Source organism: Brevundimonas sp., from assembly GCF_041648615.1.
In the GTDB taxonomy this organism is placed as follows: Bacteria; Pseudomonadota; Alphaproteobacteria; order Caulobacterales; family Caulobacteraceae; genus Brevundimonas.
In genome coordinates this window covers 1-6,925 of sequence record NZ_JBAZOS010000061.1, presented here as the reverse complement: position 1 = coordinate 6,925, position 6,925 = coordinate 1, and the positions used below count along the sequence as shown (strand labels likewise).

Sequence of the window (6,925 nt, the reverse complement as noted above, 5' to 3'; positions counted from 1 at the left end):
CGGCGGCGGTTTCGCCCGCCCGGTCAAGCCCGAGGATGATCGCGACAAGCGTTTCTCCGACGCCGGCAAGGCCGTCAGCCGCACCCGCGGCGAGCCCAAGCGCCGCGAAGGCCGCCTGACCATCCAGTCCGTCGCCGGCGACGGCGACACGGCCGAGCGGATGCGCTCGCTGGCCTCGGTCCGCCGCGCCCGCGAACGTGAAAAAGAGAAGCGCAAGGGCGGCTCCACCGATGCGCCGAACCGTCCGCGCGAGGTCGTCATCCCTGACGTCATCACCGTGCAGGAGCTGTCCAACCGGATGGCCGTGCGCGGGGTCGACATCATCAAATTCCTGATGAAGCAGGGCCTGATGATGAAGATCAACGACGTCATCGACACCGACACCGCCGAACTGGTGGCCGACGAATTCGGCATGACCGTTCGCCGCGTGTCGGAGAGCGACATCGAGACCGGCTTCCTGTCCGACGCGATCGACGACGAGGCGACCACGCCCCGCGCGCCGGTCGTGGCCATCATGGGCCACGTCGACCACGGCAAGACCAGCCTGCTGGACGCGCTGCGCACCACCGACGTCGCCTCTGGCGAGGCCGGCGGCATCACCCAGCACATCGGCGCCTATCAGGTGCGTCTGGAAAGCGGCGACCGCGTCACCTTCCTCGACACCCCGGGTCACGCCGCCTTCTCGGCGATGCGCGCCCGCGGCGCCAATGTGACGGACATCGTGGTTCTGGTCGTGGCCGCCGACGACGGCGTCATGCCCCAGACCATCGAGGCCATCCAGCACGCCAAGGCCGCCGGCGCCCCGATCATCGTGGCGGTCAACAAGATCGACAAGCCGGACGCCAACCCGCTGAAGGTCGTCAACGAGCTGCTGCAGTACGAAGTCATCGCCGAGAGCCTGGGCGGCGACACCCAGATCATCGAGGTGTCGGCCAAGGAACGGACCAACCTGACCGGCCTGATCGACGCCATTCTGGTGCAGGCCGAGGTCATGGACCTGAAGGCCGATCCGGAACGCTCCTCGGAAGGCGTGGTCATCGAGGCCAAGCTGGACAAGGGCCGCGGCCCGGTCGCCACCGTCCTGGTCAAGCGCGGCACGCTGAAGCGCGGCGACATCGTCGTGGCCGGCTCGGCCTGGGGCAAGGTTCGCGCCCTGCTGAACGAGCGCAACGAGCAGCTGACCGAAGCCGGCCCGTCGGTGCCGGTCGAGATCCTGGGTCTGGATGAGGCTCCGAGCCCCGGCGATCCGTTCGCCGTGGTCGAGAGCGAAGCCCGCGCCCGCGAGCTGACCGAATACCGTGACCGCATCAAGCGCGAGAAGGCCACGGGCGGCATCAACCAGGTCAGCCTGGTCGACATGATGTCCAAGCTGCAGTCCAAGAAGGTCTCGGAACTGCCGGTCATCATCAAGGCGGACGTGCAGGGTTCGGCCGAGGCCATCGTCGGCTCGCTGGACAAGATGGGCAACGAGGAGGTCCGCGCGCGCACCGTCATGTCGGGCGCCGGCGGCATCACCGAGAGCGACGTCCAGCTGGCCAAGTCGGCCGGCGCGCCGATCCTCGGCTTCAACGTCCGCGCCTCGAAACAGGCCCGCGACCTGGCCGAGCGCGAAGGCGTCGAGATCCGCTACTATGCGATCATCTACGACCTGCTCGACGACATGAAGGGCGTGCTGTCCGGCATGCTGGCCCCGCTGCAACGGGAAACCTTCCTGGGCAATGCGGCGGTGCTGCAGGTCTTCGACATCTCCAAGACGGGCAAGATCGCCGGTTGCCGGGTGTCCGAAGGCGTGGTCCGCAAGGGCGCCAAGGTCCGGATCATCCGCGACGACGTGGTGGTTCTGGAACTGGGCACCCTCACGACGCTCAAGCGCTTCAAGGACGAGGTCAACGAGGTCCCGTCGGGCCAGGAGTGCGGCATGCATTTCCAGGGCTTCCAGGACATCAAGGCCGGCGACTACATCGAGTGCTTCACGGTCGAAGAGATCAAGCGCACGCTCGACTAGGGTTCTCCCTCCCCCGAAGTGGGGAGGGACGGCGCAGCGCAGCGAAGCCCGGGTGGGGAAATGTGAAGCGTCCGCCGTCCGGGCCTGAGGCTGCAATTCCCCACCCGGATCGCTTCGCGATCGTCCCTCCCCATGAAGGGGAGGGAGAGGGCCGCGCCGCCTTTTCGCCTTACCTGTCGGAGATCAAACCGCATGCGCCGCTTCCTGATCGCCGTCCTGACCCTGTCCGCCATGGCGGGCCCCGCCGCGGCGGAGACGCGCTTTCTCGCCTATAACGCCTCGAACAGGGTCACCCAGGCCCTGACGCGCGGCGTCACGCTGGAGGCCGAGCGCGGCCTGTTCGGCGCCATCAGCGTGCGGCGGATCATCTCCACCTCGAACCGCGGCCAGGCCGACATCCGGCGCGGCGGCCCCGACGCCGTGCGGCGCGCCCTGCCGGCCGGTTCGACCGAGACGGCCGTCTATTCGATCACGCCCGAGGGCGGCGGTCGGGCCCTGGGCCGGGCCCTGTGTCCCGGGTCGGACGAGGCCTGGATGGTGCTGGGGCGGGTTCGGCTGGCGCGGCCGCTGACGGTGCACGCCGTGGGGCGCTGGTCGGACGGGACCTACCGGCACTGCGTCCAGCTGTCCTACGACTGGCGCGGCGAGTGGGCGGTTCCGCCGGGAAGCGGCGTCGCGGACGATCCGAACGCGCCTGTGGCGCGATAGGCGTTCACCTCCTCGCGCAGCCTCGCTAATGTCGCGGCCCATGCCCGCCGCCGCCCTCTCACGACAGACCGGATTGAAACGCCTGGCCGGCGCGCTGGCGCTCCTTTGCCTGGTGTTGTTCCTGCTGGCCATCGAGAACCGCCATGCGGTCGAGGCGTGGCGCGTCCTGCGCGACGAGGCCGCTCCGGCGGCCGGCCGGGCGGCCGATTGGGCGGCCAGGCTGCCCTCCGGCGCCGGCGACGGTCTGTCGGGTCTGAAGGCGGCGGTCGTGGCGGATCCGGAGACCCTTGCCGCCGATCAGGCTGACGCTGTTCTGGCCGGCGAGTTCGGTGCGGCCGACGAGGCGACCCGGGTCGCCACAGGCGCGGTCGCCTTCGTCGGCGCCGACCTTCGGTTCGACCGGGGTGAAACCTTCCATACCCAACCGCTTCGGATCGCCTCGGGCCGGGAGGCCTTTGTCGCGGGCCAGACCTTCGCCGACCGCTGGGACGCTCCGGCCGGCGCGCAGATCGAACTGCGGCGCATCGTGCCCGGCGCGCGAAACCGGCCGGTCGCGCCTTCCGCACTCTGCGGCGGCGCGATCCCCGGCGTGGTCGGCCTGTTGCACCGTCAGGACCGGGTCGATGTGATGGTGTTCCGGACACGGACGATCGTCGGCCCCGATGCGCCGCCCTCGGCCCTGTGCGGCGCCTGGAGCTTCCGTCAGCGATGAGGCGCCGTCGGGAATCCTGGGGCCTGAAGCGCTTTCTGGGCGTCGGCGTCCTGGCGGCGATCGCGGCCGTCTGGACATGGACGGCGCCGGGCGACCCGACGCTGTGGCCGGCGCGCCCCGACGAGACCGGGGTCGAGGTTCATCTGCTGGACAACGGCTTCCACACTGATCTGGCGGTTCCGCGCCGGGCTCTGGAGGCGCGGTCCGGCCCGCTGGCGGACGCCGTGCGTGGTCTGGCGCCCGGCGACTGGATTCTGATCGGCTGGGGCGACGCCAAATTCTACGTCGACCAGAGCCCGATGGAGCGCCGCCTGCCGGACGGCCTTCGCGCCTTCTTCCGGCCCGGCAACGCCTCGGTGATCATGCTGGATCCGGCGCAGCGCGATCCGCGCGCGGCCTTCGCGCCGAAAAGCCGCCGCAGCTTCCGCCTTTCGGCGACAGGTTTCGACGCCATGGCCGACCACATCGAGGACTCCCTGACGCTGACCGACGGGCGGGCCCGGATCGCGACGGCCCGCGCGGGCGATGACGCCCGCTTTTTCGCCAGCCGCGAGCATTTCTCGATCGGGCGTCTGTGCAACCACTGGAGCGCGGGGGTTCTCAACGCCGCGGGTCTGCCGGTGCGGCCCGTCCGGTCGGTCACCTCGGCCGAGGTCATGGCCACCATCGACCGCGCCGAATTGGACAGCCGGGCCGCACGGGACTAGACCCCGCGCTCATTTAATTCGCCGCGCTCGAAAGGCTCCGCCTTTCCGACCCGACGCGGCTTCGCTTTTTCAGGCCGGGTCCGACCCCCGGCAGGCGACGAGGACAAGGCATGAGCAACCGCAAACCGAAAAAGCCCGCCGCCAAGGCCGGCACCGTCAGCCAGCGCCAGCTGCGCGCCTCGGAAATGATCCGCCACGCCCTCGTCGAGGTCATGCGCGAGAACGAGATCCGGGACGATGCCCTGACGGGCGTTTCCGTCACCGTCACCGAGGTGCGGCTTTCGCCTGACCTGAAACACGCCACCTGTTTCGTCGAGCCGCTGGGCGCGGGCGTCGAGACGGCGCCGGTCGCGGGCCACATTGACGAGATCGTCAAGGCGCTGAACGTGCACGCCAAATTCCTGCGCGGGGCGCTGGGGCGGCATATAGACATGCGCTTCACCCCCGACCTGCGCTTCCGCCACGACGAGAGCTTCGCGGCCGCCGAGCGCCTGAACCGGCTGCTGGACGATCCCCGGGTGCGCGCCGACGTCTATGTCTCGCCCTTCGAGGACGACGACGCGGACGACAGCGCCGGGAACAGCTAGTGGGTCGCCGCAAGAAGGGCGAGATCGTCAACGGCTGGGTCTGTCTCGACAAGCCTTACGGCATGGGCTCGACAGACGCCGTCTCGAAGGTCCGCCGCCTGTTCGACGCCCAAAAGGCCGGTCACGCCGGGACCCTGGACCCGCTGGCCAGCGGCGTCCTGCCGATCGCCCTGGGCGAGGCCACAAAGACTGTCGCGTTCATGATGGAGGCGCAGAAGGTCTATCGCTTCACCATCAACTGGGGCGTCACGACCGACAGCCTCGACCGCGAGGGCGAGATCACCGCCCGGTCGGATGTGCGGCCCGACGTCGAGGCCGTGCGGGCGGCCCTGCCGGCCTTCGTCGGCGAGATCGATCAGGTCCCGCCGCAGTTCTCGGCCATCAAGGTCGACGGCCAGCGGGCCTATGACCTGGCCCGCGAGGGCGCGGCGTTCGAGCTGGCCAGCCGCCGGGTCACCATCCACGAGGCCGCGGTCACCGGCGCGCCGGACGCCGACCATGTCGAGATCACCATGCGGACGGGCAAGGGCGTCTATGTCCGCTCGCTGGCCCGCGATCTGGCGATCATGCTGGGCGCCGAGGGGCATGTTTCGGCCCTGCGCCGCGAACGGGTCGGGCCGTTCTCGACGGAAAACGCCGTCACGCTGGATTTCCTGACCGATCTGGTGCATAGGGACGCCGCCTCGGAAGGCTTGCTTCCCGTCGCGACCGCCCTGGACGACATCCCGGAGCTGGCCGTGACGGATCAGGACGCCTTCTCGCTTCGTCAGGGACGACCGATCGTTCTGCTCCCCCGACAGGTCGAAACGCTCAAAGGCCGCCTTCGGGACGGCTCCAGAACCGTTTCAGCCTTCCAGGGACAGACCCTCGTCGCTCTCGGTCAGTTGCGGGCCGGCCGGCTGGAACCCGACCGCGTTTTTAACCTCCAACTGCCCTCAGGTAGCGCTTAGCGCGGTAGGGCAAGGAAAGGATACCCGATGTCGATTACTGCTGAACGCAAGAACGAAGTCATCGCCGACAACGCCCGCACCGCTGGCGACACCGGCTCGGCCGAGGTCCAGGTCGCGATCCTCTCGGAACGCATCGCCAACCTCACCGAACACTTCAAGACGCACAAGAAGGACAACCACTCGCGCCGCGGCCTGCTCAAGATGGTCTCGCAGCGTCGTCGCCTTCTTGACCACCTGTCGAAGGTCGATCGCGAGCGCTACACGGCGCTGATCGGCAAGCTGAACCTGCGCCGCTAAGGCGAAGGGGACGAGCGGAAGAGTTTTTCGAGGCGCGGGCCATGTCCGCGCCTCGTTCCGCATCCAGAACCACCCGCGCGCCGCGGGACTAACCGGCGCATGACGCGAGGGCTGGATACCGGTCCTCACACCTCCCGGGCGGTTCGCGATGGCGCGGACGCCCATGGACCGAAGGACTGAACGCCCGACGCTCCACCCACTGATGGGACCCCGCGCGGAATCCGCCCGCGGGATACGAAAGACGAAACATGTTCGATATCAAACGCAAGACGATCGACTGGGCCGGCCGCCCGCTGACGCTGGAAACGGGCCGCATCGCCCGTCAGGCCGACGGCGCCGTTCTGGCCACCTATGGCGAGACCGTCGTTCTCGCCACCGTCGTCTACGGTCGCGCGCCCAAGCCGGGCCTGGATTTCTTCCCGCTGACCGTCAACTACCAGGAAAAGACCTTCGCCGCCGGCAAGATCCCGGGCGGCTATTTCAAGCGTGAAGGCCGCCCGACCGAGAAGGAGACGCTGGTCTCCCGCCTGATCGACCGCCCGATCCGCCCGCTGTTCGTCAAGGGCTTCAAGAACGAGACCCAGGTCGTCGTCACCGTGCTGCAGCACGACCTCGAGAACGACCCCGACATCGTCGGCCTGGTCGCCGCCTCGGCCGCCCTGACCATCTCGGGCGTGCCCTTCATGGGCCCGATCGGCGCCGCGCGCGTCGGCTATATCGACGGCGAATACGTCCTCAACCCCACGCTTGACCAGCTCCCGGACAGCCAGCTCGACCTCGTCGTCGCCGGCACCCAGGACGCCCTGATGATGGTCGAATCCGAAGCCAAGGAGCTGTCGGAAGAGGTCATGCTGAACGCCCTGATGTTCGCGCATCGCGGCATGCAGCCGGTGATCGACGCCATCATCGAAATGGCCGAGCACGCCGCCAAGGAGCCCTTCGACTTCCAGGCCGACGAC

Annotated in this window: 7 protein-coding genes and 1 pseudogene; all 8 read left to right on the top strand. The window is 68.9% G+C overall.

Annotated elements, in window-relative coordinates; translation table 11 throughout:
* Positions 1-2,005 (top strand): translation initiation factor IF-2 (gene infB / locus WC555_RS14860; protein WP_373254818.1); only part of this gene is annotated, 2,005 nt, incomplete at its 5' end.
* 192 nt (positions 2,006-2,197) lie between these two features.
* The gene (locus WC555_RS14855) at positions 2,198-2,713 is read left to right on the top strand and encodes a hypothetical protein (RefSeq protein WP_373254816.1); all 516 of its coding nucleotides are present in this window, start codon (positions 2,198-2,200) and stop codon (positions 2,711-2,713) included.
* Positions 2,714-2,786: 73 nt separating this feature from the next.
* Positions 2,787-3,425 carry a hypothetical protein gene (locus tag WC555_RS14850; protein WP_373254814.1) on the top strand — a complete coding sequence of 213 codons (639 nt, stop codon included), beginning with the start codon at positions 2,787-2,789 and terminating at the stop codon, positions 3,423-3,425.
* Positions 3,422-4,132: a DUF2459 domain-containing protein gene (locus tag WC555_RS14845; RefSeq protein WP_373254811.1), complete on the top strand. Its 711-nt coding sequence runs from the start codon at positions 3,422-3,424 to the stop codon at positions 4,130-4,132. The genes WC555_RS14850 and WC555_RS14845 overlap by 4 nt, the downstream gene beginning before the upstream one ends.
* Before the next feature lie 110 nt (positions 4,133-4,242).
* Positions 4,243-4,719: a 30S ribosome-binding factor RbfA gene (rbfA, locus tag WC555_RS14840; RefSeq protein WP_373254809.1), complete on the top strand. Its 477-nt coding sequence runs from the start codon at positions 4,243-4,245 to the stop codon at positions 4,717-4,719.
* Positions 4,719-5,669, top strand: a complete 951-nt coding sequence (truB, locus tag WC555_RS14835) for a tRNA pseudouridine(55) synthase TruB (protein WP_373254807.1) — start codon at positions 4,719-4,721, stop codon at positions 5,667-5,669. Before rbfA ends, truB begins: the two co-directional genes overlap by 1 nt.
* A gap of 27 nt (positions 5,670-5,696) precedes the next feature.
* Positions 5,697-5,966 (top strand): 30S ribosomal protein S15, encoded by a 270-nt coding sequence (rpsO, locus tag WC555_RS14830; RefSeq protein WP_055831653.1) that lies wholly within the window; start codon positions 5,697-5,699, stop codon positions 5,964-5,966.
* Between the two features lie 248 nt (positions 5,967-6,214).
* Positions 6,215-6,925, top strand: a pseudogene (locus WC555_RS14825) (polyribonucleotide nucleotidyltransferase); the annotation flags it as partial.

Coding starts and splice junctions, on each gene's coding strand:
- WC555_RS14855 (WP_373254816.1), top strand. CDS start 2,198: ATGCGCCGCTTCCTGATCGCCGTCCTGACCCTGTCCGCCATGGCGGGC.
- WC555_RS14845 (WP_373254811.1), top strand. CDS start 3,422: ATGAGGCGCCGTCGGGAATCCTGGGGCCTGAAGCGCTTTCTGGGCGTC.
- rbfA (WP_373254809.1), top strand. CDS start 4,243: ATGAGCAACCGCAAACCGAAAAAGCCCGCCGCCAAGGCCGGCACCGTC.
- rpsO (WP_055831653.1), top strand. CDS start 5,697: ATGTCGATTACTGCTGAACGCAAGAACGAAGTCATCGCCGACAACGCC.